We start from the raw sequence: 26,452 nt of genomic DNA on the forward strand, positions 1-26,452 counted from the left end.
CTTTGCGCAACACTACCGTTTTGGCAGCCGTGATGCGCGAGGTCGGCGCCCGCTTCGTTACACCCGACCTTTACTGGATCTTCTTGGCTTTTTCGAAGGCTTCGTCGATCGTGCCGACCATGTAGAACGCTTGCTCCGGCAGGTGGTCGCACTCGCCTTCGACGATCATCTTGAAGCCACGGATCGTTTCCTTCAGCGGCACGTACTTGCCCGGCGAACCCGTGAACACTTCAGCGACGTGGAACGGCTGCGACAGGAAACGCTGAATCTTACGAGCGCGCGCGACGGCGAGCTTGTCTTCCGGCGCGAGTTCGTCCATGCCCAGAATCGCGATAATGTCGCGCAGTTCCTTATAGCGCTGCAGCGTTTGCTGCACGCCGCGCGTGATCGAGTAGTGCTCTTCGCCGATCACGTGTGGGTCGATCTGACGCGAGGTCGAATCGAGCGGGTCCACCGCGGGGTAGATACCGAGCGAAGCGATGTCACGCGACAGCACGACGGTTGCGTCGAGGTGGCCGAAGGTCGTAGCCGGCGACGGGTCGGTCAAGTCGTCTGCAGGGACGTACACGGCCTGCACCGACGTGATCGAACCAGTCTTGGTCGACGTAATACGCTCTTGCAACTTACCCATTTCTTCAGCCAGCGTCGGCTGATAGCCCACTGCCGACGGCATACGGCCGAGCAGTGCCGACACTTCGGTACCGGCCAGCGTGAAACGGTAGATGTTGTCGACGAAGAACAGCACGTCGAGGCCTTCGTCACGGAAGTGCTCGGCCATCGTCAGGCCGGTCAGCGCGACGCGCAGACGGTTGCCCGGCGGCTCGTTCATCTGGCCGTACACCAGCGCGACCTTGTCGAGAACGTTCGAGTCCTTCATTTCATGATAGAAGTCGTTCCCTTCGCGGGTACGCTCGCCCACACCGGCGAACACCGAGTAACCGCCGTGTTCCTTCGCGATGTTGTTGATCAGTTCCATCATGTTCACGGTCTTGCCCACGCCGGCGCCACCGAACAGACCCACCTTACCGCCCTTCGCGAACGGGCAGATCAGGTCGATAACCTTGATGCCGGTTTCGAGCAGCTCGGTCGACGGCGACAGTTGGTCGAACGCCGGAGCCTTCTGGTGGATCGCACGCGTGGTTTCGCTCGAGATCGGGCCGGCTTCGTCGATCGGACGGCCAAGCACGTCCATGATACGGCCGAGGGTCGGCTTGCCGACCGGCACGCTGATCGGGTTGCCCGTGTTCTTCACGATCGTGCCGCGGCGCAGACCATCCGAAGCACCCAGACAGATGGTACGGACCACGCCGTCGCCCAGCTGCTGCTGGACTTCGAGCGTCAATTCCGAACCTTCCAGAATGAGCGCGTCGTAGATCTTCGGCATGGTTTCACGCGGAAATTCCACGTCGATCACCGCGCCGATGCACTGTACGATCTTGCCTTCTACCAAAGCAGTAGTACTCATCGCTTTTCCTTTAGATACTCAATTCTTCACTCGCGCAAAGGCGCAGTTTCTCCGATGGGCGCGCCGCTCGGGCGCACACGCAACGACCTGCCTGACCGGGGTCAGACGGCCGCCGCTCCACCGACGATTTCCGACAGTTCTTTCGTGATCGCGGCCTGACGGCTCTTGTTGTAGACGAGCTGCAGATCGTTGATGACCGTCTTCGCGTTGTCCGAAGCGGCTTTCATCGCGACCATGCGGGCCGACTGCTCCGATGCCATGTTTTCCGCGACGGCCTGATAGACCAGCGCTTCGACATAACGCACCAGCAGTTCGTCCACCACTGCCTGCGCATCCGGCTCGTAGATGTAGTCCCACTGCGTGCTCGGCGTCGTACCCTCTTCTTCCGTGCGCTCGAACTGGTCCGCCGACAATGGCAGCAGCTGCTCGATCACCGGCTCCTGCTTCATCGTGTTGACGAAGCGCGTGTACGCGAGGGACACCGCCGAAATCTTCCCTTCCGAGTACAGGTCGAGCTGCACCTTCACAGCGCCGATCAGTTTTTCCAGATGCGGCGTATCGCCCAGTTGCACGACGTTCGACACGACTTTCGCCTGCAGTCGGTTCAGGAAGCCCAGACCCCTGCTGCCGATCGCGGTTGCCTCGATCGTCTTGCCCTGGCCTTCCAGTTCCTTGAATTTCTGCAGCGACGCACGCAGCACGTTGGTGTTCATCCCCCCGCACAGACCTTTATCAGTCGTGACGAGGATGATGCCGGCCGCCTTCGCGCCTTCGTTCGACACCATGAACGGGTGACGATACTCCGGGTTCGCACGGCTCATGTGCGCGGCGATATCGCGGACCTTGTCGGCATACGGGCGAGCAGCGCGCATGCGCTCCTGAGCGCGGCGCATCTTCGATGCGGCCACCATCTCCATCGCTTTCGTGATCTTGCGCGTGTTTTGCACGCTCTTGATCTTGCCGCGAATTTCCTTCATTCCAGCCATTGCTTGCTCCTTTGTCGGCCCGAGTTAGCTCTTTAGCGCTTACTCGGGTCCCATGCAATGCGGCCGAAGTAGCGCGGGAGCATTCGCATGCGGCCCGCGCCGCTTCAAGGTCCGTTTATGCCTTGCGGATCACTCGCGGATCAATAAGCGCCGGACTTCTTGAAGTCCTTGACGGCCGTGTGCAGCAGGCCTTCGTCGTCCTTCGAGAGTTCCTTGGTATCTTCGATACGCTTGACCAGGTCAGCATGGCTCGACTTCAGGTGGTCGCGCAAGCCCTTTTCGAACGGCAGGACTTGAGCAACTTCGAGGTCGTCGAGATAGCCGTTGTTCGCCGCGAACAGCGACACAGCCAGTTCCCACACTTGCAGCGGCTGATACTGCGGCTGCTTCAGCAGTTCCGTCACGCGGCGGCCGCGCTCGAGCTGCTTGCGGGTCGCTTCGTCGAGGTCCGATGCGAACTGCGCGAACGCAGCGAGTTCGCGGTACTGCGCTAGGTCGGTACGGATACCGCCCGACAGCTTCTTCACGACCTTCGTTTGAGCCGCGCCACCCACACGCGACACCGACACGCCAGCGTTAATTGCCGGGCGGATACCTGCGTTGAAGAGGTCGGTTTCAAGGAAGATCTGGCCGTCGGTAATCGAGATCACGTTCGTCGGAACGAATGCGGTCACGTCGCCTGCCTGCGTTTCGATGACCGGCAGTGCCGTCAGCGAACCGCTCCTGCCCTTCACTTCACCGTTGGTGAACTTCTCGACGTACTCTTCCGAGACGCGAGCAGCACGCTCGAGCAGACGCGAGTGCAGATAGAACACGTCACCCGGATAAGCTTCACGGCCCGGCGGGCGGCGCAGCAGCAGCGAGATCTGACGGTATGCCCAAGCCTGCTTGGTCAAGTCGTCGTAAACGATCAGCGCGTCCTGGCCGCGATCGCGGAAGTATTCGCCCATCGTGCAGCCGGCGTACGGCGCGAGGTATTGCATCGCGGCCGATTCCGAAGCCGAAGCGGACACGACGATCGTGTATTCCAGCGCGCCGGTTTCTTCCAGCTTGCGCACCACGTTCATGATCGACGAAGCCTTCTGGCCGATCGCGACGTAGATACAGAAGAGGTTCTTGCCCTTCTGGTTGATGATCGCGTCGACTGCGACTGCGGTCTTGCCGCACTGGCGGTCGCCGATGATCAGCTCACGCTGGCCACGGCCGATCGGCACCATCGCGTCGATCGACTTCAGACCGGTCTGGACCGGTTCCGAAACCGACTTACGCCAGATCACGCCCGGAGCAATCTTTTCGATTGCATCGGTCTTCTTCGCGTTGATCGGGCCTTTGCCGTCGATCGGGTTGCCGAGTGTGTCGACCACGCGGCCGAGCAGTTCCGGACCCACCGGCACTTCCAGAATGCGGCCCGTCGTCTTGACGATGTCGCCTTCCGAAATGTGTTCGTATTCACCCAGAATCACGGCGCCGACCGAGTCGCGCTCGAGGTTCAGCGCGAGACCGAAGGTGTTGCCCGGGAATTCGAGCATTTCGCCCTGCATCACTTCCGACAGGCCGTGGATGCGCACGATACCGTCGGTCACGGAGATCACGGTGCCCTGGTTGCGAACGTCTGCGCTCGCTTCAAGGCCCTGGATCCGGCTCTTGATCAGCTCGCTGATCTCAGAGGGATTGAGTTGCATTATTCGCTCCTGATAGTCAATTCTGTTGCGTGCCAGCCGCTAAAACGCGAAGCGCTTCAGGCCGTCAGGGCCGTTTGCATGCTGGCGAGCCGCGCGCGGACCGAGGTATCGAGCACTTCGTCGCCGACCGTCACGCGTACGCCGCCGATCAGCGAGTGATCGACTTCGACCGTCGGCTTCAGCTTGCGCTTGAACTTGTGTTCGAGGCTTGCGACGAGTTCGTTCAACTGCGCACCTTCGAACGGGAATGCGCTGACGATCAGCACATCTGCTGCCCCTTCGCGGGCGTTCTTCAACTCTTCGAACTGCGAGGCTATTTCCGGCAGCAGCTGCAGGCGATGGTTGTCCACCAGCATCTGCACCAGATTCTTCGCTTGCGCGTTGTCCTTGAGCGGCGACTTGACCGCAGCCAGCAGCAGATCGCTAACCTGGGCGCGGCTCACTTTCGGGCTCGAGGCGATCGACAGCACTTCGGGCAGACGCGCAACCTGTGCCAGCTCCTGCACGAGCGTGGACCAGGCGGCGATGTCACCAGCTTCGGCCACGCCAAACAGCGCTTCCGCGTACGGACGGGCGATGGTTGCAAGTTCGGCCATGATCAGAGCTCTGCTTTCAGTTGATTCAGCAGGTCAGCATGAGCTGCCTGGTCGACTTCGCGCTTCAGGATCTGTTCAGCGCCCTTCACAGCGAGTGCAGCGACTTCGCCACGCAGCGCTTCGCGCGCCTTCACGACTTGCTGGTCCGCGTCGGCCTTCGCCTGCGCAATGATGCGGGCGGCTTCCGACTGCGCCTGAGCCTTGATTTCGTCGGCGACTGCGACTGCGCGCTTTTCAGCGTCGGCGATGCGTTGCTGGCCGTCGTTGCGAGCCTGAGCCAGTTCCTGGTCGACGCGCTTGTGAGCGGCTTCGAGTTCCTGCTTGCCCTTTTCCGCGGCGGACAGACCGTCGGCGATCTTCTTCGCGCGCTCGTCGATGGCGTTGATCAGTGGCGGCCACACGAATTTCATCGTGAACCACGCGAGGATCAGGAACACGACCATTTGCGCAAACAGGGTTGCGTTGAGATTCACGGTGTTTCCTTAAACGTTGCTAGTTCGGAAAGTGAAACGGCAAGGCGCTCATCGATTCTGCTCGATCAGCGCCCCAGTACCCGTTCCGCCCTGCGCCTTTACCTGTTATAGCTCAGGCGCAAACCTCCGAGGAACCTCAGCCTGCCAGCTTCGAGAGCAGGGGGTTCGCGAACGCAAACAGCATTGCCACACCAACGCCAATCAGGAACGCCGCATCGATCAGACCAGCCAGCAGGAACATCTTGGTTTGCAGCGGGTTCATCAGTTCCGGTTGACGGGCGCATGCTTCGATGTACTTGCCGCCCATCAGACCGATACCGATACAGGCGCCGATAGCACCCAGGCCGATGATGATGCCGATACCGATGGCGGTCAGACCCTGGATGTTGGCGATGAAAGCTTGCATGATCACTCCTTTGTGAAAAGTCTTTTAGAACTGGTTGGAACTGGGATTTAAAAAACTACGATTCTTTGCCGACAACGCAGGTTAGTGCGTGTCGTGTGCCTGGCCGATGTACACCAGCGTCAGCATCATAAAAATGAACGCCTGCAGCAGAACGATCAGGATGTGGAAGATCGACCACACTGTGCCGGCGACCACGTGGCCGATGAAGCCAAGCACCGTCGTGTCCGCGCCGAAGCTCCAGATGCTGCCGAGCAGGGCAATCAGCAGGAACAACAGTTCGCCCGCGTACATGTTGCCGAACAACCGCATGCCGAGCGAGACCGTCTTCGCGACGAACTCGATGATGTTCAGTGCCAGGTTCGGGATCCACAGCAGCGGATGCGCGCCGAACGGAGCGGACAGCAGTTCATGCACGAAGCCGCCAGCGCCCTTGATCTTGAAGTTGTAGTAAATCATCAGCACGAACACGCCGAGCGCGATGCCGATCGTGCCATTCAGGTCGGCGGTCGGCACGAGGCGGTGATGCGGGATGACTTCGGAGAGTCCCAGCCAGCCGATCACGCGGCCCGGCAGGTCGACTGGAATGAAGTCGAGTGAGTTCATTAGCGCGACCCAGACGAACACGGTCAGCGCGAGCGGCGCGATGAAGGTGCGCGAGCCGTGGATCATGGCCTTCGATTGATCCTCGACCATTTCGACCAGCATTTCGATCGCGCATTGGAAGCGACCCGGCACGCCGGCCGTTGCCTTGCGGGCTGCCAGATGCAGCACGAAAATCGTGACGAGGCCGCACACGATCGACCAGAAAAGGGTGTCGAGATTCCACACATGGATGTCGAAAATCGACGTCTGGTGTGCGGTGGAAAAGTTCTGCAAGTGGTGCGCGATGTACTCGGACGGATCCATTGCGCGCGTGCCTTCGCTAGCTGCCATATCGTTAAAGCCACCCAAATTGTCGAAAATCGTTCGAGGCCGCTCCCGCCGGAATACTGTGTCGCGGGAACGCGCCGGGTGCGGGCCCTGTCTCACCCGCACACCCATGCCGGCGCTACGCGCCGGCCTTAAATTCTTTTTGCTGCTGTTTTTTGTGCTGCTACCTTAGCGCCACGCCAAGGCGATCCAGTAAGTCTTCAGCGCGATGAGGTAGGTCACGAGCAGCGGAATCCAGCGTACGTCGTGATACCAGAAGGCGATTGCGACAAACATCGCAATCGTTGTCCCCATCTTGAGTGCTTCGCCGATCATCCAGCTCATCACGGTCTCGGCGCCGCCCTGCTTTTTCAGTCGTGCCGCGAACAACGCGCTCGGCACCCAGCAGATCGCCCCTCCGAGGAACGCGGACAGCGCAGCAGCGCCCGGCGGCTTGTAGAACAGCCACCACAACAGCGTTGCGACCAGGGACAAAACCATTTGCGCTGCGACGACCCTGAACGGCGTTACGCGCGATGGACGACCCACGCCGGGACCAAACAGCTTTTCCGCCTCGGCCCGCGTGAGCGGAACGATATTGTTATCATCCTGCGCGTCATCCCACGCTTCGGCCGGATCGAACTGCCGACTGGAGGACATCTCGGGTGCGGAGCGTTCAGCGCGGTGTCTGTCGTCACCATTCTCCGGCGACAGATTCGACGTTTTGACCGCCATCGCAATGTTCCGAAAGTCTCGTTCAGCCCGCGAGTTTACGCAGCGCTTACGGGGTTGCCGTGCAATTAAATCCGGGCGATTGTAAGCGATAGTTGCAGGCAATTCAAGACTTTAGGCCAGCCTATAACCGCGTGAAACTTCCCTTCACGATGCGGTAAAACGTACGCTAACGATGCGAAACACGTCAAATGTAAGGCGGGCGGGGGGCGGCAAAACCCGCGCGGGTGGTCGCGTGGATCGAAGCTCGTTGGCAGTGCGTTCCGACGCAGCGGCGGACGTCTCGAAAATGCAACAAATGCCTCTTTTTTAAGGGCTGAACGGGATAGCTCTTCTAATGAGCGGAATCAGCCTCACCGCAAATTTCGATGATGATTGGGTCGCTTTTGATAGCGGCGCGTCAGGATGATTATCGCGTGAATGTGGAGCGTCTGAAGCTAGGATTCCTGATTATTCGTGCATCGGTTGTTTTGGAATCCACAATAGTCGATCTCGCACCGAGGTAGACCAACTCGCGGCAGTGCTCATGCACAGGCCGCCAGCCGTTCACCACCCTTGCCTGCTGAGCGCCAATCTGCGCTCAGACGTTCGCGTTCCCGCGCAAACGAACCAGAATGCCTTCCAGCGCGTCGAGATCGCCGAAGTCCACCAGCACCTGGCCGCGACCGCGTCGGCCGAGCTTGATTTTCACCGTAGCGGACAGCAGGTCCGACAGTTCCTCTTCCAGGCGTCGCGTGTCACGGCCGCCGTCCGGATTCGCGCGGGCCTTGGCCGCCGGCGTCACCTTCGTGGTCATCGCAACCAGCTTTTCCGTCTCGCGCACAGACAGGCGCTTGTTGACGACCTGGTTGGCCAGCGTGATCTGCGTCGCGGCATCGACGGCGAGCAGCGCGCGAGCGTGACCCATGTCGAGATCGCCGGCGAGCAACATCGTCTGTACCGGTGTCGCAAGGTTCAGCAGACGCAGCAGGTTCGACACCGCGCTGCGCGAACGGCCCACCGACTCTGCCGCCTGCTCATGCGTGAAATTGAATTCGTCGAGCAGGCGCTGGATACCCTGGGCCTCTTCGAGGGGATTCAGATCCTCGCGCTGGATGTTTTCGATCAGCGCCATCGCCGCGGCGGCCTGGTCGGGCACGTCCTTCACAAGCACCGGCACCTCGTCGAGGCCCGCGAGCCGCGCCGCGCGAAAACGCCGCTCCCCCGCGATGATCTCATAGCGATCCGCCGCGATCGGACGCACGAGAATCGGCTGCATGAGCCCTTGCGCGCGGATGCTCGCCGCAAGCTCCTGCAGCGCGCCTTCGTCCATGCGGATGCGCGGCTGGTATTTGCCCGCCTGCATCTTGCCGAGCGGCAATACGTTCGGCGCGCCGTCGATCACCGCTGCCTCGGTGATATCGGCGGTGCCGCCGAGCAATGCCTCCAGACCGCGGCCCAGTCCCTTCTTTCTTGCTACTGCGTTCATCGTGCTTCCTCGATCCGCTTAGGATGCCTGGGGCGCGTCATTCAGCGCGCGCACCCGCTCAATCATTTCGACGCCGAACTGCACGTACGCCTGCGCGCCTCGCGACGCCCTGTCGAACACCACACCGGGCAGCCCGTAGCTGGGCGCCTCGGCCAATCGCACGTTGCGTGGAATCACCGCGTCGAAGACCTTGTCGCCGAAGTGCTCTTTCAATTGATCCGAGACTTGCTGTTGCAACGTAATGCGCGGATCGAACATGACGCGCAGCAGACCGATCACCTTGAGGTCGCGATTCAGATTCGCATGGACCTGCTTGATCGTGTTGACGAGGTCGGACAGCCCTTCGAGCGCGAAGTATTCGCACTGCATCGGAATGACGACGCCGTGCGCGGCGCATAGTCCGTTGAGCGTCAGCAGTGACAAAGCCGGCGGGCAATCGATCAGCACGAAATCGTACTCGCCCTCGACTCCGGCGAGCGCCGCCTTCAATTGACGCTCGCGATTCTGCATGCTGACGAGTTCGACCTCGGCGCCCGCGAGCTCACGGTTCGCGGGAAGCACGTCGTATCCGACCGCCTCGGGCCGTACGCGCGCATCGGCCACCGACACGTTGTCCACGAGCACCTCGTAGACCGTGTTCGCACATTCGGCCTTGTCGATACCGCTGCCCATCGTGGCGTTGCCTTGCGGGTCCAGATCGATGAGAAGGACTCGCTGTCCCTGCGCTGCCAGGCTCGCGGCCAGATTGACTGTGGTGGTCGTCTTGCCGACGCCGCCCTTCTGGTTCGCAACGCAGAAGATTTTTGCCATCGTTGGTGTGTCCCTTTTGCTGCTTGGATGAAGTGAAAATCGTTGAGGGTGCTTACAGGCCGAGGCGGCCGTCAGCTTTCGGGGTCCACTCGTACCTCGATCAGATGCCGCTCGGCGTCGAGCGACGGCACGTTCAGCCGGATGATCTGTTCCACGTGGGCGCCCGCCGGCAGACGCGCGATTTCGGCATCCGGCCGCATACCCTTCATCGCCCAAATTGCGCCCTGCTCCGCAACCAGATGACGGGCCAGTGTAACGAAATCCGAGAGTTCTGCGAACGCGCGCGAGACAATTACGTCGAACTTTGCCGGTACTTCGGCGCCAGGCCGCAGCGTCTCCACCCGACCGGTCACAACCGACAGGTCCGCGAGGCCCAGTTCCGCCTTCGCCTGCGACTGAAAGGCAGTCTTCTTATGGACGATGTCGTTCGTCGTGATGGTCCAATCGGGCAGCACGATCGCGAGCACGATGCCCGGCAGCCCCCCGCCCGAACCGACGTCGAGCACCGACGACGGCCCGCGCGGCGCCAGGTGCGGCACGATCGATAGCGAATCGAGAATGTGCTGGATTAGCATCTGCCTCGGATCGCGGATCGCTGTCAGGTTGTAGACATTGTTCCACTTCGCGAGCAGCGCGACGTAATCGAGCAGCTTGCGCTGCTGCGCGTCGCTGAGTTCGAGACGAAGTTCACCGACACCGTCCGCCAGCAATGACGCCAAGGCCTGCTGGTCAATTCCCCTCTGCGCTACCGTCATTGAACCACCGGCGTGCTGTCGGCGCCGGGCTCGGCGGACTTCGACGGACGACGCCCGAGGCCACGCTTCAGATGGACCATCAGCAGCGAGATGGCGGCAGGCGTGATACCGGAAATACGCGACGCCTGTCCGATCGTTTCCGGCCGGAACTGCATCAACTTCTGGCGAGCTTCGAACGACAGCCCACGCACCTCGGTGTAGTCCAGTCCTTCAGGCAGACGCGTGTTCTCTTGCGCCTCGTTGCGTTCGATCTCACCGGCCTGTCGGTCGATATAGCCCTGATATTTGACGCCGATTTCGATCTGTTCCTTGATTTGCGCGAGCAGCACGGGGTCTTCCGCAAGGGCCTCGGGCGCGCCACAAGTGCCGTCACGAAGCCCGCAGACGCCGTCGTAGCTGACGCCCGGACGACGCAGCAGGTCCGCGAGTCTGTATTCGTGGTCAATTGACTTGCCAAGCAAGGCGGTCGCCTCTTCTGCCGATAAGGTCTTAGGATTGACCCAGGTTGAACGCAAGCGCTGTGTTTCACGTGAAACAGCGTCCCGCTTGCGACTGAAGGCGTCCCAGCGGGCGTCATCGACCACGCCGAGTTCGTGCCCGATCTCCGTCAGCCGCATATCGGCGTTGTCTTCGCGCAAGCTGAGACGGTACTCCGCGCGGCTCGTGAACATCCGGTACGGCTCGGACACCCCGCGCGTGACTAGATCGTCCACGAGCACGCCGAGATAAGCCTGGTCGCGACGCGGACACCATGCTTCCTTGCCTTGCACGAACAGACCGGCGTTGATGCCGGCCAGAGTGCCCTGTGCAGCTGCCTCTTCGTAGCCGGTCGTACCGTTGATCTGTCCGGCGAAGAACAGGCCACTGATCACCTTCGTTTCTAGGGATGCCTTCAGGCCACGCGGATCGAAATAGTCGTACTCGATCGCGTAGCCCGGGCGCAGGATATGCGCATGCTCGAGGCCGCGCATCGAACGCACCAGCTCGAGCTGCACGTCGAAGGGCAGGCTCGTCGAGATCCCGTTCGGATAGAACTCGTTGGTCGTCAGACCTTCCGGCTCGAGATAGATCTGATGCGATTCCTTCGACGCAAACCGGTGAATCTTGTCCTCGATCGACGGGCAATAGCGTGGGCCCACCCCCTCGATCACGCCCGTGTACATTGGCGAACGATCGAGACCGCCGCGAATGATGTCATGTGTCCGTTGATTCGTATGCGTGACCCAGCACGGCACCTGGCGCGGGTGCTGCTCGACACGCCCGAGGAATGAGAACACCGGCACCGGGTCCAGATCGCCGGGCTGCTCTTCGAGCTGCGAATAGTCGATCGTGCGACCGTCGATTCGCGGTGGCGTACCAGTCTTAAGCCGGCCCTGCGGTAGCTTCAGCTCTTTCAACCGCGCCGACAGCGAAACCGCAGCCGGGTCGCCCGCGCGTCCGCCGGTGTAGTTGTTCAACCCCACGTGAATCTTGCCGTCGAGGAACGTGCCCGCGGTTAGAACCACCGCGCGCGACCGGAAACGAATACCCACTTGCGTGATGGCGCCGACTACGCGGTCGCCCTCCACCATCAGATCGTCGACGGCCTGCTGAAATAGCCAGAGGTTCGGCTGATTCTCTAGACGATGGCGGATCGCCGCTTTGTACAGCACGCGGTCAGCCTGAGCGCGCGTCGCGCGGACCGCCGGTCCTTTCGACGAATTCAGGATCCGAAACTGGATGCCGCTTTCGTCGGTAGCGGCCGCCATGGCGCCACCCAGCGCGTCGACCTCCTTGACCAGATGGCCTTTCCCAATACCGCCAATCGACGGATTGCAGCTCATCTGACCAAGAGTCTCGATGTTATGGGTCAAAAGCAGCGTTTTGTTGCCCATGCGCGCCGACGCCAAAGCAGCTTCGGTGCCGGCATGACCGCCACCGACGACGATTACGTCAAATTCTGTGGGAAAAAGCATCGCGGGATCTCACGCCAGATCGTCGCGTGAGCCTTCAAAAGAAATGTATGGGCGAATTATAACGGGTTCAGTTTCGGCCCGAATTTCGTCCGAATGGTGAAACAATAAAAAAGCGGTGTGTTTCACGTGAAACACACCGCTTCCAGCGACAGCGATCAGCGAAATAAGTGCGGGCTTATGCGACCTTTTTGGCAAGACCGAGATAGGTTTCGATCACCTGGGGATTTTGCGCGAGGTCGGTTGCCGGTCCTTCCAGCGCCAACTCGCCGGTTTCCAGCACGTAGCCGTAGTCCGAGATCTGCAATGCAGCGCGCGCATTCTGCTCGATCAGCAGCGTCGCGACGCCCGTCTGCCGCAACGCGCTGATGATGTGAAAGATTTCCTTCACGATCAGCGGCGCGAGACCGAGGCTCGGCTCGTCCAGCATTAGCAGATCGGGCTTGCCCATCAGGGCGCGGCCAACCGCGAGCATCTGCCGCTCGCCGCCGGAAAGCGTGCCGGCCGCCTGCTTGCGCCGCTCCTTCAGCCGCGGAAACAGTTCGAACACCGGTTCCAGCTGATCGAGAAAGTTGCGCTCCCCTGCTCGCTTGCGCCGGTAGGCGCCAAGCAGCAGATTGTCCTCGACGGTCATCGAAGCGAAAAGCTCGCGCTTTTCCGGCACCAGGCAGATACCAAGCGCAACGCGTTTTTCGACCGGCATCGCGCTGACGTCGTCGCCCTGATAGGAAACCGCGCCTTTCGCATGACCGGACGTCGGCAACGCGCCCATGATCGCATTCAGCAGCGTCGACTTTCCCGCGCCGTTCGGGCCGATCACGGAGACGATCTGCCCCGCCCGCACCTTGATCGCCACATTGTGCAGCGCTTCAACCTTGCCGTAGCGGACGGACAATTGGCTCACTCCGAGAATCGGTCCCGCCGCCGCCACGCCGGTCGTTGTCATGTTGTCCATCATTCCACCCCACCCAGATACGCTTCGAGCACCGCCGGATCCTGCTGGACTTCCTGCGGCAGGCCCTCTGCGATCCGCGTGCCGAACTCCATCACCACGAGCCGGTCCGTCAAATTCATCACGAAATCCATATCGTGCTCGACGAGCAGCACGCTCATCCCTTCAGTCTTCAGTCTGCGCAGCAGTTCGGCGAGCTGAAGCTTTTCCTGATACCGGAGACCAGCGGCCGGTTCATCGAGCAATAGCAGAGTCGGGTCGCAGCACAGGGCGCGCGCAATTTCGAGAATCCGCTGTTGACCAAGCGCCAGGCTACCCGCTTCGTCATACATGTGCTGTTCGAGGCCGACGCGACGAATCTGCCGAGCGGCTTCGGCCATCAACCGCTGCTCTTCGGAGCTGTTCAGCCGCACGACACTGCGCCACACGCCCGCATGGCCACGTAGATGCGCACCGATCGCGACGTTCTCGAGCACGGTCATACCCGGCAGCAGCTTCACGTGCTGGAACGTCCGGCCGATGCCGCGCTTGACGATTTCACGTGAACTCAGCGCATCGATGCGCTCGCCGCGGAATGTGATCTCGCCGCTTGTCGCCTGCAGCACGCCGGTCACGAGATTGAAGGTCGTCGACTTGCCTGCGCCGTTCGGTCCGATCAGCCCGATGATCTGCCCTGCTTTGACCTCGAAGCTGACGTCGTTCACCGCGACGAGACCGCCGAACTGCTTGCGCGCCTTGTTCACCGTCAGCAGGTCTTCGCCGGTCTGTGGCTTGTTGCGCTGCGGCAGAGGATCCGCGTGATCTGCGAGATGCGCCCGCGGGCCGCGCGGGAAAAAGCGCGCGACGAACGGCCATACGCCCTGCCGCGCGTACTGCAGAAGCAGCACCATGATGATGCCGAACACGATCACTTCGAAGTTGCCGTTCTCGCCGAGCAGTTTTGGCAGCAGCGTCTGCAAATAATCCTGCAGCACGGTCAGGATCGCCGCGCCGAGCACCGCGCCCCAGACGTGCGAGACGCCGCCCACCACCGCCATGAACAGGAACTCGATGCCGTGATTCAGTCCAAACGGCGTCGGATTCACGGCGCGCTGCAAGTGCGCGTACAGAAAACCCGAGACCGACGCAAGCACCGCCGCATAGACGAAAATCACGACGCGCATCCAGCCGGTGTTGACGCCCATTGCCTCGGCCATCAGACCACCGCCGCGCAACGCGCGGATTGCGCGACCCGGCCGGCTATTAAGCAGATTCTGAACAGAGACGACCGCACCGAGCACGACCACCCAGATCAGGTAATAGATATGGCGGCCGGACTCAAGATTGATCCCGAAAACATTCAACACCGGGATGCCGTTGATGCCGTCGTACTTGCCGAGCATGTCGAGATTGCCGAACAGGTAGAACAGCGCGAGCCCCCACGCAATCGTGCCGAGCGGCAGAAAGTGGCCGGATAGGCGCATCGTCACAAGACCGAGCATCAGCGCAACCAGCGCAGTGACGATCACGCCCGCGATCAGTGCGAGCCACGGCGACACGCCGAAGTTCGTCGTCAGATACGCGGTTGCATACGCGCCGATGCCAACGAACGCGGCCTGCCCGAAGCTCGTCATCCCGCCGATGCCGGTCAACAGCACAAGGCCGATCGCGACGATCGAATAGAGGCCGATGTAGTTCAGCAGCGTGACCCAGTACTCGGGTACATGGATCGGATGCGGCAGAACCGGCAAAGCGAACAGCACCACGAGGAACAACCAGAAGAACTTCTTTTGCATGATTCGTTTCATCGTGTCACTCCTCTTCCTCTTCGGCGTGCGGGCTCGCAAGACTGCGCCACAGCAGCACCGGGATGATTAACGTGAACACGATCACTTCCTTATAAGCACTAGCCCAGAACGACGAATACGACTCCAGCAGACCAACGAGAATCGAGCCGGCCGCCGCCAGCGGATAGCTGACCAGACCGCCGATGATCGCGCCCACGAAGCCCTTCAAACCGATCAGGAAGCCCGAGTCGTAGTAGATCGTCGTGAGCGGCGCGACGAGGATGCCGCACAGTGCGCCGAGCCCCGCCGCAAGCGTGAACGCGAGACGTCCCGCCTGCGTCGTGCCGATGCCGACAAGCCGTGCGCCGAGCCGGTTCACCGACGTCGCGCGCAATGCCTTGCCCGAGATCGAGCGATCGAAGTACAGATACAGCGTGCCGATCAGCACGACCGCGGTGCCGATTACCCACAGGCTCTGGCCGGAGATCGACAACGTGCCGATGTTGAACGTCGTATCGGAAAACGCGTTGGTGCGCGAGCCTTCGGCGCCGAACATCACGAGTCCGAGACCGACCATCGCGAAATGCACGGCCACCGCGACGATCAACAGCAGCAGCGTGGTCGCCTCCGCGATCGGCTCGTAGGCAAGGCGATACACGAACGGACCCATCGGAATCACGATCAGCAGCGTCAGCGCGATCTGCACGATCATCGGCAGCGGTTGCAGGAAGATGCCGCGCGTGAGCGCGTACACCGCGATCGGAAACAGCAGGTACTTCCCCGCCAGCACGGGCAGCGTGCGCGCGGCATGACGACGCCGCCCAGCATGCCGCAACACGGCCGCCGTCTCGACGACGAAGCATGCCGCGCCCATCGCCATCAACAGCCAGCAGGTGGCCGGAAACTTCTGCGTTTGCAGTGCGGCGAGCGTCAACGCACCGTACGAAACGAACTCCCCTTGCGGGATGAAGATCACCCGCGTGACGGAGAACACCAGCACCAGCGCAAGCGCGAGCAGCGCGTAGATCGCGCCGGTCGTGATGCCGTCCTGCGCGAGGATCGCCGCAATTGATAGATCCATACTTCCTCGTCCTGAAGCGTCGAAATCGAAAAACCGGGAAACAATCGCGACGGCGCGGTGCGAAGCCGGCCATCGGTCTGCATGTCTGAAAAGACAACCGCCGCGCCGGGACGCGGCGCGGCGGTCGATGCCATTGTCGTCGAACACAATGGCAATGCGGCCTCATGCACCGCAGATTGCGCGAGAGGCGCGTACCGCTACTTGTTTTTGTAAATAGTCTTAGTTGTTCTGCAACTTCCACTTGCCGTCGACGATCTGCACGATCACGCGTGCGCGCTGGTCGAGGCCGTTGTGGTCGTTCGCGGTGGTGTTCATGATGCCGTGCGACACTGGCAGCTCCTTGATGTTTTCGAGCGCGTTGCGCAGCGCCACGCGGAACTCCGGCGTGCCCGGCTGGGCGGTCTTCAGCGCGACCGGAATCGCAGCCTGCAACATCTGGCCGGCATCCCATGCGTGGCCGCCGAAGGTCGCGACCGAACCCGCGCCATAAGCCTTCTCATAGGCGTTCTTATAGGCTTCCGACGACTTCTTCACCGGGTTCGAATCCGGCAATTGATCGACGACGAGAATCGGACCGGCCGGCAGCAGTTCGCCTTCGCAATCCTTGCCGCACACACGCAGGAAGTCGTTGTTCGCGACCCCGTGAGTCTGATAGATCTTGCCCTTGTAGCCACGCTCCTTCAGCGTCTTGGCCGGCAGCGCCGACGGCGTGCCCGAGCCCGCGATCAGCACCGCGTCGGGATTCGCGCCCATCGTCTTCAGCACCTGGCCCGTCACCGATGCATCGGTGCGGTTGAAGCGCTCGTTCGACACGATCTTCAGGTTGTGCGCTTTCGCGGCGGCGTCGAACGTCGTGTTCCAGCTGTCGCCGTATGCGTCCGAGAATCCGATGAAGCCGACCGTCTTCACGCCGTGATGCTGCATGTAATCGGCGATCGCTTCGGCCATCAGGCTGTCGTTCTGAGGCGGTTTGAATGCCCATGCGCGCTTCGCATCCATCGGCTGGATGATCGCGGCCGATGCCGCGAGCGAGATCACCGGCGTCTTGCCCTCAGCGGCCGGATCGAGCATCGCCAGCGAATTCGGCGTGACGGTCGAGCCGATGATCGCGTCGACGTGGTCTTCGTCGATCAGCTTGCGCGTGTTCTGCACGGCCTTGCTGGTGTCCGACCCGTCGTCGAGGATGATGTACTGCACGCTCTTGCCGCCGATCTCCTTCGGCAGCAACGCGATCGTGTTCTTTTCAGGAATCCCGAGCGACGCGGCCGGCCCCGTCGTCGACAACGTGACGCCGATCTTCACCTGCGCGAATGCAGCCCCCGCGCCGCACATCAGCGCCATCGCGATGCCGGTGCGTACCCAATGCCTTGTCTTTTTCATTGCGAGTCTCCAAACGCTTTGAAAAGCGCCTATCTGTAAACCGGCTTGCTGGGCCGGGTGTTTGAATCTAGTGAGCGGGTTCAGGTGTGCCAAGCATGGTTTTCCCTGCTCGGCGCGCATACCTTCCCCAGCTACGCTGGGTACCGCTCCTCTCGCGTCGCGCGAGTGCGCATTCGCGTCATACACCGCGTTTCTGTGCCGCGGCTTTATTCCAATCAGGCATCTCATAAACCACTAATATGTTAGTAGTTTGCGTTCTGCATTATCGACGGTCAAGAGAGCGTGCGCCAAATGCGGGTTTGTCCTGAAGCAGCGAAACCACATTTCTGCGCGATGCCGACACCCGGCCCGGGTAATAAAAAAGACGCGTCAACTGCACGCGTCTGTTTCGATGAGGTCCCGTGGCGCAGAGCCTTCGCTCAGTCGCCGGCGAGCTTCCACTTGCCGTCGACGATCTGCACCATCACGCGCGCCCGCTGATCGAGGCCGGCATGGTCGTTCCCGCTCATGCTGAAGATGCCGTGCGACGCGGGCAGATCTTTCGTGCCTTCGAGCGCGGCACGCAGCGCCTCGCGGAATGCCGGCGTGCCTGGCTGCCCCTTCTTCAACGCGAGCGGGATCGCATGCTGCAGCAGCAGACCCGCGTCCCATGCGTGACCGCCGAACGTCGACACCGACCCCGCGCCATACGCCGTTTCATACGCATGCTTGTACGCGAGCGCGCTTTTCTTCACCGGATTCGCCTCGGGAAGTTGCTCGGCGACCAGCAGTGGGCCAGCGGGCAGCCACGTGCCTTCGCAATCCTTGCCGCACACGCGCAGGAAGTCGTTGTTCGCGACGCCGTGCGTCTGATAGTACTTGCCCTTGTAGCCGCGCTCCTTCAGCGTTTTCTGCGGCAGCGCGGCCGGCGTGCCCGCACCGGCGATCAGCACCGCGTCCGGGTTCTGCGACATCATCTTCAGCACCTGGCCCGTGACCGATGCATCGTTGCGCGCGAAGCGCTCGTTCGCGACGATCTTGATCTTCGCGAAGTCAGCGGCTTTGCTGAATTCCTTGAACCAGCTCTCGCCGTACGCGTCGGAAAAGCCGATGAACGCGACCGTCTTCACGCCGTGATTGCCCATGTGCTCCGCAATCGCCGTGGCCATCAGAATGTCGTTTTGCGGCGTTTTGAAGACCCATCCACGCTTCGCGTCCATCGGCTCGACGATGCCCGCGGCCGCGGCCAGAGAGATCATCGGCGTCGAGGTTTCGGCAGCGATGTCGATCATGGCAAGCGAGTTCGGCACGACGGTCGAGCCGATCAGTGCATCGACGTGGTCTTCGCTAGTGAGCTTGCGGGCGTTCTTGACCGCCTGGGTGGAGTCGGTTGCGTCGTCGAGGGCGATGTAGTCGATCTTCTGGCCCGCCACTTCTTTCGGCAGCAGCGCGATCGTGTTCTTTTCCGGAATGCCGAGCGATGCGGCCGGCCCTGTTGCCGACACGGTGACGCCGATTTTCACGTCCGCGAATGGATGGCCGCTCCAAGCAGCCGAGACCCCTGTGGCGACCAATGCCGCGCTGATCCAACGCAATGCCGACTTCATCCTGCTCCTCTATTAACCCCGTTATTCAATTGCAATTAAATCCGCGGATTTAATTGCCAACCCAGTGGTCGGTGAATAGCGAGTGTAGCGGACGCAAGCGCCGTGCTGCAAGCGTTTCGCAGGCTTGTGATGTTTACCTGCAGCGGCTGGCGGAGAGTAAAAAATGGCGCGTGAAATAGCCGGGAGATCGCGTCAAAAAATTCGATAAACACAAATAAAAAAGCGCTGTTGGATATCAATCCAACAGCGCTTTCTTCTGGGCACTGAGTGCCTCACTTGTCTCCTCGTTCTCCACCTGCAAATTCGTGGTGCATCAGAACTGCATGAAGATTAAACGACCACCCCAACAGTCACAACTAGCAATTACCCTAGTGGTGCACTGCGGCACCAGATTGGGGCGCGTAGGACGCATTTCGCCACACGGTTTGCCACAGGTTCGCCCGAGCCCTTGATCCAGCGGACCTTCAGCACGAGCCACAATTAGATCGGATGTCGAAGCAATTTCGTATCGCACCGCATCAAGCGAGCGACCACGCGGGCGGGATCAAACAGCCAATCTCAAGCCCGCAACGGTCGCACTCGCGCGACGATCTCACCGACGATGCCGCGCCGGAACGCCAGCACACACGCGATGAAAATCACCCCCGTGACGATCGTCACCGATTCGCCGAGCGAGCGGAACCAGTCGATGCCGGTCATCGACGCGAGTGCCGCGCCGATATCGCCGAGCCTGTCTTCGAGCGACACGATCAACGCGGCGCCGAGCAACGGCCCGAACAGCGTGCCCATGCCGCCCACCAGCGTCATCAGGATCACGAGGCCGGACATCGTCCAATAGGCATCGCTCAGCGTTTCGAAGCCCTGGACCAGCACCTTCAGCGAACCCGCGAGACCCGCAATGCCGGCCGACAGGATGAATGCGAGCAGCTTGAAACGGTCGGTGTCGTATCCGAGCGACACCGCGCGCGGCTCGTTTTCCTTGATCGCGACGAGCACCTGCCCGAACGGCGAATGCACGATCCGCACGATCAGCAGGAAAGCCGCGACGATCACCGCGAGCACGACGAAATATAGCGCGACGTCCGAAGAGAGATCGAGCACGCCGAACAGCTTGCCGCGCGGCACGCCTTGCAGACCGTCTTCCCCGTGCGTGAACGGCGCCTGCAGGAACACGAAGTAGACCATCTGCGCGAGCGCGAGCGTCACCATCGCGAAGTAGATACCCTGACGGCGAATCGCGAAGAAGCCGACGACGAGCCCAAGCAGCGTCGCCGCCGCGGTGCCGCTCAGCACGCCGAGCTCCGGCGAAAAGCCGAGCGTCTGCATCGCATAGCCGGTGACGTAACCGGCCGACGCGAGAAACATCGCATGACCAAAGGACAGCAAGCCCGTATAGCCGATCAGCAGATTGAAGGCGGCCGCGAACAGCGCGAAGCACAGCACCTTCATCACGAAGAGCGGATAGATGCCGAGCACCGGCACCGCGAGCAGCACGATCAGCAGCAGACCGTAGAGCACTTTTCTCTGCATCATTTTTCCCTGCCGAAAAGACCCGCCGGACGCACGAGCAGCACGAGCGCCATGATCACGAAGACGACGGTCGCCGACGCCTCGGGGTAGAACACACGCGTGAGTCCTTCGACTACGCCGAGCATCAGGCCGGTCAGAATCGAGCCCATGATCGAGCCCATGCCGCCGATCACGACCACCGCGAACACGGTGATGATCATCGACTGGCCCATCAGTGGCGAGACCTGAATCACCGGCGCGGCGAGCACGCCGGCAAACGCCGCGAGCGCGACGCCGAAGCCGTAGGTCAGCGTGATCATCAGCGGCACGTTGACGCCGAACGCCTCGACGAGCTTCGGGTTTTCGGTGCCCGCGCGCAGATACGCGCCAAGCCGCGTCTTCTCGATCACGAACCAGGTCGCAAAGCATACGAGGAGCGACGCGAGGACGACCCATGCGCGATAGTTCGGCAGATACATGAAGCCGAGATTGGTCGCGCCCGACAGCGCCGACGGCACGTCGTACGGCTGGCCCGACGAGCCGTAGATCGAATGGAACACGCCTTCGATCACCAGCGTGAGGCCAAACGTCAGCAACAGGCCATACAGATGATCGAGCTTGTAAAGCCAGCGCAGCATCGAGCGCTCGATCGCGACGCCGACCAGTCCGACGATCAGCGGCGCGAGCACGAGCATCGCCCAGTACGGCAGATTGAAATACGACAGCCCCATCCACGCGAGCATCGCCCCGAGCATGAACAGCGCGCCATGCGCGAAGTTGATCACGTTGAGCAAGCCGAAAATAATCGCCAGCCCGAGGCTCAGAATCGCGTAGAACGAGCCGTTCACGAGCCCGAGCAGAAGCTGGCTCAGCATCGCCGGTAGCGGAACGCCAAAGATGTCCATTGAAGCCCTTAGCCCTTCAAGCCATCGTCAAGGTGAGATCGATGACGCACGATCCGGCCGGCACGCGACGAGCGGCGACGCTGCCCATCGCGTGCGGCATCTGAAACGGTCATCCGCCAGCGCGTGCCCCTGCAGCGCCGGCGGTTCTCTCAGGTCTGCGCGGTCCTCGACCGCTCACTGCGCCCGCGCTTACTTCCACAGCGCGCAGCGGGTCTGCGCCTTGGTCGTGAAGACTTGATCGCCCGGAATCGTCGCAGTGATCTTGTAGTAATCCCACGGCTCCTTCGATTCGGCCGGCGTCTTCACCTGCATCAGGTACATGTCGTGGATCATGCTGCCGTCCTGACGGATGTAGCCCTTCGCGTAGAAGTCATCGATCTTCGTCTTGTGCAACTGCGCCATCACCTTGTCCGGATCGGTCGAGCCCACCGCCTGCACCGCCTTCAGATAGTTCATCGTCGCCGAGTAGTCGGCAGCCTGCAGGCTCGATGGCATCTTCTTCATCTTGTCGAAGTAGCGCTGCGACCACTTACGCGTGTCGGCGTCCTTGTTCCAGTACCAGCTGTCGGTCAGCACGAGACCTTGCGTCGTTTCGAGACCGAGGCTGTGCACGTCGTCGATGAACATCAGCAGCGCGGCGAGCTTCATCGTCTTGGTGATGCCGAATTCCTTCGCGGCCTTGATCGCGTTGATCGTGTCGCCGCCCGCGTTCGCGAGGCCGAGGATCTGTGCCTTCGACGCCTGCGCCTGCAGCAGGAACGACGAGAAGTCCGACGCCGACAGCGGATGACGCACCGCGCCGAGCACCTGGCCGCCGTTCGCCTTCACGACGTCCGAGGTCGCTTTTTCGAGCGCCTTGCCGAATGCGTAGTCTGCCGTCAGGAAGTACCAGGTCTTGCCGCCCTGCTTCGTCACGGCCGAGCCCGTGCCGTTCGCGAGCGCGGTCGTGTCGTATGCGTAGTGGATCGTGTACGGCGTGCATTGCTCGTTGGTCAACGTATCGGCGCCGGCGCCGACGCTGATATAGACCTTGTGCTTCTCGCCCGCGACGGTGTTAGTCGAGAGCGCGGTCGCCGAGTTCGTGCCGCCGACCACCATGTCCACGCCGTCGCGGTCGAACCACTCGCGAGCGCGCGATGCCGCGATGTCCGCCTTGTTCTGGTGATCCGCATACAGCACCGTGATCGGCTTGCCGTTGACCTTGCCGCCGAAGTCGGCGACCGCCATCCGGATCGCTTCAAGACCGCCCTGCCCGTCGATATCCGCGTACAGCCCCGACATGTCCGTGATGAAGCCGATCTTCACGGCATCGTCGGCCGCTTGCGCGCTGCCCAACGTCAGTGCGGTGCCGGCGGCGACCGTGAAACAGAGTGAGGCAATTCGCGCGAGTGGGTTCTTTTTCATGCATGTCTCCTGGTTCTTCGCTTGTGGTTATCAGAGGCAGTCGGGCGCGCGTGTGTCCGTGTCTATACGCCCAGTAAATCGTGCAGCACCGGCATCTTGCCTTCGAGCTCGCTAGCCCCGAAATGCTCGACGATCATGCCGTGCTCCATCACATAGAAACGATCCGCGAGCGGCGCGGCGAAACGGAAGTTCTGCTCGACCATCACGATCGTGTAGCCGCGCGCCTTCAGCGTAACGATCATGCGTGCGAGCGCCTGCACGATCACGGGCGCGAGCCCTTCCGAGATTTCGTCGAGCAGCAGCAGATTCGCGCCGGTACGCAGAATCCGCGCGACCGCGAGCATCTGTTGTTCGCCGCCCGAGAGCCGCGTGCCCTGACTCATGCGCCGCTCGTGCAGATTCGGGAACATCGCGTAGATTTCCTCGAGCGACATCATGCGCGCCTTTTCGCCGACGGGCGGCGGCAGCAGCAGATTTTCCTCGCACGACAGGCTCGAAAAAATGCCGCGCTCTTCCGGGCAATAGCCGATGCCGCAATGCGCGATGCGATGCGTCGGCAAGCCGACCGTTTCGCGTCCGTCGATACGGATCGAGCCGGTACGGCGACCCGTGAGGCCCATGATCGCGCGTAGCGTCGTGGTGCGGCCCGCGCCATTGCGCCCGAGCAGCGTCACGACCTCGCCGCGGCCGACCGACAGATCGACGCCGTGCAGAATGTGGGATTCCCCGTACCAGGCTTGCAGTCCCGCGATTTCCAGCGCGGGTGCGCCGCTTTTCGTTTCGCTCGCTTCGAGGCCTTCGCGCTCGACCGTCGTATTCATGCGTGGGCTCCGGCGAGCGCCGCGTCGGCGCTGCCCATGTAGGCTTGCATCACGAGCGGATTCTTCGACACTTCCGCGTAGCTGCCCTCGGCGAGCACTTCACCCCGTTGCAGCACGGTGATCGTGTCGGAGATACCGGCGATCACATTCATATTGTGTTCGACCATCAGGATCGTGCGTCCGGCCGACACTTTCTTGATCAGCGCGGTCACGCGATCGACGTCCTCATGACCCATGCCTTGCGTGGGCTCGTCGAGAAGCATCAGTTCCGGCTCCATCGCGAGCGTGGTCGCGATTTCGAGCGCGCGCTTGCGGCCGTAGGCGAGCTCGACGGTCAACACATCGGCGAAATCGGTCAGGCCGACCTGGGTCAGCAGATCCATCGCGCGATCGTTCAGACGGCGCAACGTACGCTCGCTCTTCCAGAAGTGAAACGCGGTGCCGAGCGAGCGCTGCAACCCGATGCGCACGTTCTGCAATGCCGTCAGATGCGGAAATACCGCGGAAATCTGGAACGAACGGATGATGCCGCGCCGCGCGATCTGAGCTGGCCGTTCGCCGGTGATATCGACACCGTTGAAAACGATCTGGCCCGCGGTGGGTTCGAGAAATTTGGTGAGCAGATTGAAGCAGGTGGTCTTGCCCGCTCCATTGGGACCGATCAGCGCATGGATCGAGCCACGGCGCACGCGCAGGTTCACGCCGTTCACGGCGACAAAGCCTTTGAACTCGCGGGTGAGGCCGCGCGTTTCGAGAATCGTATCGCCGAGAATCATGTTCCCTTCCATACGGAGTAAGGCGAAGCACTACGATCTTTCCGCGCGAAGCTCTGCGCGACTTGTTGTTTTTGCGGCACCCCTTGCCGCTCCTTGGCGTGCTGCACCAATCCGTACGGTAATCCATGGCGTGGCACGCAGCATGGCTGCCATTGTCGCGCCAATGATGCAGCGCAATCATTGGGATTTGCACTTAGGGAACGAGGCCCGCGCCGTGCGTATGTGACGCGCGGTTCACACGCTTCACGTACGCGGCGGAAAACCTGACCGATGCGCTCACCGAGTCATGTCACACAGCTGACATCGACGCGGCCACACCGGTATGCGCGGCCATGCTGCCGCTCACGCGCGCGCGACGATCCTCGCGGATCATGTCGCTCGCGCGCTCGGCGATCATCAGCGTCGGCGAATTGGTGTTACCTGACGTGATGTTGGGCATCACCGACGCATCGACGACACGCAAGCCCTCGACTCCGATAACTCGTAGCCGGTTGTCGACGACCGCGGCGGGATCGTCGGTCGTGCCCATGCGGCAGGTGCCGACCGGATGGAAGATCGTCGTGCCGACCGCGCCCGCGGCCTGCTGCAATTCTTCTTCACTTTGATACTGGAGGCCCGGCAGGATCTCCCGCGGCTGATAGCGCGCGAGCGCGGGCGCCGCGACGATGCGACGCGTCAGACGTAACGCGTTCGCGGCGACGCGGCGGTCGTAGTCGGTCGACAGATAGTTCGGCGCGATCAACGGTGGCGCGGAAGCATCGGCCGACGCAATATGAATGCTGCCGCGCGACGTGGGGCGCAGCTGACACACCGAAGCCGTGAACGCATTGAAGCGATGCAGCGGTTCCCCGAAGCGATCAAGCGACAAAGGCTGCACGTGATACTCGAGATCAGGTCGCGACAACGAGCGATCGTCGGCGTCGGACTTCGCGAACGCGCCGAGTTGCGACGGCGACATCGACATCGGTCCACTCTGAAACAACGCGTACTGCATGCCGATCATCAGCTTGCCCCACCAGTGCGCGGACATCGTATTCAGCGTGCGCACGCCCTGCACCTGATACGCCATGCGCAGTTGCAGATGGTCCTGCAGATTTTCACCGACACCGCGCAGATCCTGAACGACCTCGATGCCGAGATTCTGCAGACGCGCGCCATTGCCGACACCGGACAATTCGAGCAGTTGCGGCGAGTTGACCGCGCCGGCGGAAAGGATCACTTCGCAACGCGCTTTGGCGAGATAGTCGACCTCGCCGCCACGATATTCGACTCCGGTGCAGCGGCGGCCATCGAACACGACACGCTGCGTGTGGGCACCGGTGATGACAGTGAGGTTCTCCCGCTTCAACGCGGGCCGCAAAAATGCCTTCGACGCATTCCAGCGAATGCCACGCTTCTGGTTGACGTCGAAGTAGCCGACACCGGTGTTATCGCCGCGATTGAAATCGTCGGTGGCGGGGATGCCGGTTTGCTGCGCGGCTTGCGCGAACTCTTCGAGAATCTTCCATTTGAGGCGCTGCTTCTCGACGCGCCACGGTCCGCCCGCGCCGTGCGCTTCGTTGGCGCCGCCGTGGTGATCCTCGCTGCGCCTGAAGACCGGCAGCACCGCGTTCCAGGACCACGTCCTGTCGTTCGTCACACGCGCCCACTCGTCGTAGTCTTCCCGCTGACCGCGCATGTAGATCATGCCGTTGATCGACGAACTGCCGCCGAGCACACGTCCGCGCGGATACGACAGCGTGCGGCCGTTCAGACCCGGCTCGGCCTGGGTCTTGTACAGCCAGTCCGTGCGCGGATTGCCGATGCAATACAGGTAGCCGACCGGCACGTGAATCCAGTGATAGTCGTCCTTCCCCCCGGCTTCGAGCAGCAGCACGTGGATGTCGGGATCTTCGGTGAGCCGGTTCGCCAGCACGCAGCCGGCGGTACCCGCGCCGACGATGACGTAGTCGAACTCGCCTTCGAGTCGCCGTGCGGCGCGAGGCGTACTGTCGGTATGACTCATCGTTCAGCCTCCTAAGCATTTTTGCGGCGCACG

At 61.7% G+C, this 26,452-nt stretch carries 23 protein-coding genes; all 23 read right to left on the reverse strand.

Translation table 11 applies throughout. The features are described from left to right. Positions 1 to 70: 70 nt before the first annotated feature. Positions 71 to 1,465: a F0F1 ATP synthase subunit beta gene (gene atpD, locus OKW41_RS40395; protein ID WP_090802401.1), complete on the reverse strand. Its 1,395-nt coding sequence runs from the start codon at positions 1,463 to 1,465 to the stop codon at positions 71 to 73. A gap of 101 nt (positions 1,466 to 1,566) precedes the next feature. Then, the gene (gene atpG, locus OKW41_RS40400) at positions 1,567 to 2,451 is read right to left on the reverse strand and encodes a F0F1 ATP synthase subunit gamma (protein ID WP_429575924.1); all 885 of its coding nucleotides are present in this window, start codon (positions 2,449 to 2,451) and stop codon (positions 1,567 to 1,569) included. 140 nt (positions 2,452 to 2,591) lie between these two features. After that, complete coding sequence (gene atpA / locus OKW41_RS40405) at positions 2,592 to 4,133, reverse strand: F0F1 ATP synthase subunit alpha (protein ID WP_184036907.1); 1,542 nt, start codon at positions 4,131 to 4,133, stop codon at positions 2,592 to 2,594. Positions 4,134 to 4,189: 56 nt separating this feature from the next. Continuing rightward, a complete protein-coding gene (locus OKW41_RS40410) occupies positions 4,190 to 4,729 on the reverse strand; it encodes a F0F1 ATP synthase subunit delta (protein ID WP_429453828.1) in 540 nt (179 codons plus the stop codon). Positions 4,730 to 4,731: 2 nt separating this feature from the next. After that, complete coding sequence (locus OKW41_RS40415) at positions 4,732 to 5,202, reverse strand: F0F1 ATP synthase subunit B (RefSeq protein WP_429453826.1); 471 nt, start codon at positions 5,200 to 5,202, stop codon at positions 4,732 to 4,734. 136 nt (positions 5,203 to 5,338) lie between these two features. Continuing rightward, positions 5,339 to 5,608, reverse strand: a complete 270-nt coding sequence (atpE, locus tag OKW41_RS40420; RefSeq protein ID WP_007180033.1) for a F0F1 ATP synthase subunit C — start codon at positions 5,606 to 5,608, stop codon at positions 5,339 to 5,341. Between the two features lie 81 nt (positions 5,609 to 5,689). Continuing rightward, positions 5,690 to 6,541, reverse strand: a complete 852-nt coding sequence (gene atpB / locus OKW41_RS40425) for a F0F1 ATP synthase subunit A (protein WP_429453824.1) — start codon at positions 6,539 to 6,541, stop codon at positions 5,690 to 5,692. A gap of 165 nt (positions 6,542 to 6,706) precedes the next feature. Then, complete coding sequence (locus tag OKW41_RS40430; protein ID WP_429453822.1) at positions 6,707 to 7,252, reverse strand: ATP synthase subunit I; 546 nt, start codon at positions 7,250 to 7,252, stop codon at positions 6,707 to 6,709. Positions 7,253 to 7,829: 577 nt separating this feature from the next. After that, entirely contained in the window at positions 7,830 to 8,717 is an 888-nt protein-coding gene (locus OKW41_RS40435) for a ParB/RepB/Spo0J family partition protein (protein ID WP_429453820.1), read from the reverse strand. Positions 8,718 to 8,735: 18 nt separating this feature from the next. After that, on the reverse strand, positions 8,736 to 9,527 hold the full coding sequence (locus tag OKW41_RS40440; RefSeq protein WP_429453818.1) for a ParA family protein: 792 nt from the start codon (positions 9,525 to 9,527) through the stop codon (positions 8,736 to 8,738). Between the two features lie 71 nt (positions 9,528 to 9,598). Then, a complete protein-coding gene (gene rsmG / locus OKW41_RS40445) occupies positions 9,599 to 10,282 on the reverse strand; it encodes a 16S rRNA (guanine(527)-N(7))-methyltransferase RsmG (protein WP_429575925.1) in 684 nt (227 codons plus the stop codon). After that, positions 10,279 to 12,237, reverse strand: a complete 1,959-nt coding sequence (gene mnmG, locus OKW41_RS40450; protein WP_429575926.1) for a tRNA uridine-5-carboxymethylaminomethyl(34) synthesis enzyme MnmG — start codon at positions 12,235 to 12,237, stop codon at positions 10,279 to 10,281. Before mnmG ends, rsmG begins: the two co-directional genes overlap by 4 nt. Positions 12,238 to 12,412: 175 nt before the next feature. Beyond that, the gene (locus OKW41_RS40455) at positions 12,413 to 13,189 is read right to left on the reverse strand and encodes an ABC transporter ATP-binding protein (RefSeq protein ID WP_429575927.1); all 777 of its coding nucleotides are present in this window, start codon (positions 13,187 to 13,189) and stop codon (positions 12,413 to 12,415) included. Then, positions 13,189 to 14,973: an ATP-binding cassette domain-containing protein gene (locus tag OKW41_RS40460; protein WP_184051700.1), complete on the reverse strand. Its 1,785-nt coding sequence runs from the start codon at positions 14,971 to 14,973 to the stop codon at positions 13,189 to 13,191. Before OKW41_RS40460 ends, OKW41_RS40455 begins: the two co-directional genes overlap by 1 nt. Positions 14,974 to 14,977: 4 nt before the next feature. Next, positions 14,978 to 16,033 (reverse strand): branched-chain amino acid ABC transporter permease, encoded by a 1,056-nt coding sequence (locus OKW41_RS40465; RefSeq protein ID WP_429575928.1) that lies wholly within the window; start codon positions 16,031 to 16,033, stop codon positions 14,978 to 14,980. A gap of 219 nt (positions 16,034 to 16,252) precedes the next feature. Then, a complete protein-coding gene (locus tag OKW41_RS40470) occupies positions 16,253 to 17,413 on the reverse strand; it encodes an ABC transporter substrate-binding protein (protein WP_429453808.1) in 1,161 nt (386 codons plus the stop codon). Between the two features lie 419 nt (positions 17,414 to 17,832). Continuing rightward, on the reverse strand, positions 17,833 to 18,999 hold the full coding sequence (locus OKW41_RS40475) for an ABC transporter substrate-binding protein (protein WP_429575929.1): 1,167 nt from the start codon (positions 18,997 to 18,999) through the stop codon (positions 17,833 to 17,835). A gap of 558 nt (positions 19,000 to 19,557) precedes the next feature. Continuing rightward, positions 19,558 to 20,529, reverse strand: a complete 972-nt coding sequence (locus OKW41_RS40480; protein WP_429576546.1) for a branched-chain amino acid ABC transporter permease — start codon at positions 20,527 to 20,529, stop codon at positions 19,558 to 19,560. Continuing rightward, entirely contained in the window at positions 20,529 to 21,413 is an 885-nt protein-coding gene (locus OKW41_RS40485; RefSeq protein ID WP_429575930.1) for a branched-chain amino acid ABC transporter permease, read from the reverse strand. The genes OKW41_RS40480 and OKW41_RS40485 overlap by 1 nt, the downstream gene beginning before the upstream one ends. A 189-nt stretch (positions 21,414 to 21,602) precedes the next feature. Continuing rightward, positions 21,603 to 22,817: an ABC transporter substrate-binding protein gene (locus tag OKW41_RS40490; RefSeq protein ID WP_429453802.1), complete on the reverse strand. Its 1,215-nt coding sequence runs from the start codon at positions 22,815 to 22,817 to the stop codon at positions 21,603 to 21,605. A 62-nt stretch (positions 22,818 to 22,879) separates the two neighbouring features. Then, the gene (locus OKW41_RS40495; RefSeq protein WP_429453800.1) at positions 22,880 to 23,638 is read right to left on the reverse strand and encodes an ABC transporter ATP-binding protein; all 759 of its coding nucleotides are present in this window, start codon (positions 23,636 to 23,638) and stop codon (positions 22,880 to 22,882) included. After that, positions 23,635 to 24,414: an ABC transporter ATP-binding protein gene (locus OKW41_RS40500; RefSeq protein WP_018418872.1), complete on the reverse strand. Its 780-nt coding sequence runs from the start codon at positions 24,412 to 24,414 to the stop codon at positions 23,635 to 23,637. The genes OKW41_RS40495 and OKW41_RS40500 overlap by 4 nt, the downstream gene beginning before the upstream one ends. Before the next feature lie 289 nt (positions 24,415 to 24,703). Continuing rightward, positions 24,704 to 26,419 carry a GMC family oxidoreductase gene (locus OKW41_RS40505; RefSeq protein ID WP_429453798.1) on the reverse strand — a complete coding sequence of 572 codons (1,716 nt, stop codon included), beginning with the start codon at positions 26,417 to 26,419 and terminating at the stop codon, positions 24,704 to 24,706. Positions 26,420 to 26,452 lie beyond the last annotated feature (33 nt).

The organism is Paraburkholderia sp. UCT70 (assembly GCF_050434085.1).
Classification (GTDB): domain Bacteria; phylum Pseudomonadota; class Gammaproteobacteria; order Burkholderiales; family Burkholderiaceae; genus Paraburkholderia; species Paraburkholderia tuberum.